Raw genomic sequence first — 860 nt, 5'->3', positions numbered from 1 at the left:
CCCATCCTCTCCGAGGCATAGCTTCCGGGGCTTGCCGGGAAGACGATGGTGCGGTTGCCGTTGAGGAAGGTGCGGTAGTGGATATGGGCATGGATGGCCCGGGCCAGCACCTGGCTTTCTACATCGCGGCCGATCGAGACGTAGTCCTCGGCCGATTGAGCATGCGTGATGCGCGCCGTGTCCTGCTCGATGATCGGACCCTCGTCGAGATCGCCGGTGACGTAATGCGCCGTCGCCCCGATCAGCTTGACGCCGCGCTCATAGGCCTGCTTGTAGGGGTTGGCGCCCTTGAAGCTCGGCAGGAAAGAATGATGGATGTTGATGATCCGGCCCGACATCTTCTTACAGAGCGCATCCGACAGCACCTGCATATAACGGGCGAGCACGATCAGCTCGGTGCCGGTCTGTTCGACGAGCTCCATCAAATGGGCCTCGGCCTGCGGCTTGTTGTCCTTCGTCACCTTGATGTGGTGGAAGGGGATGTCGTGGTTGACGACCACCTTCTGGTAATCGAAATGATTGGAGACGACGCCGACGATGTCGATCGGCAGGGCACCGATCTTCCAGCGGTAAAGCAGGTCGTTGAGGCAATGGCCGAAGCGCGACACCATCAGCAGCACCTTCATGCGCTTATGGGCATCGTAGATCTCGGCGTCCATTTCGAACTTGGCGGCGATCGGCTTGAAGCCCTCGATCAGGCTGTCCTGACCCACGCCTTCTTCGGAGATGAAACTGACGCGCATGAAGAACTTGCCGGTATCGAGATCGTCGAACTGGCTGGAGTCGACGATGTTGCAACCTTGATCGGCCAGATAATTCGCTATCGCCGCAACGATCCCGCGCGTCGATTTGCAGGATAC

The 860-nt window shown here is 59.2% G+C and carries 1 protein-coding gene; it reads right to left on the bottom strand.

Going from position 1 to position 860, the window contains the following annotated elements; all coding sequences use genetic code 11:
- The coding region (gene purU, locus PY650_RS36550; protein WP_285884970.1) for a formyltetrahydrofolate deformylase at positions 1-860 on the bottom strand (860 nt) is incomplete at both ends.

This window comes from Martinezella calliandrae (genome assembly GCF_030272695.1).
GTDB lineage: Bacteria > Pseudomonadota > Alphaproteobacteria > Rhizobiales > Rhizobiaceae > Rhizobium > Rhizobium calliandrae.
This window is presented reverse-complemented; position numbering and strand designations above follow the sequence as displayed.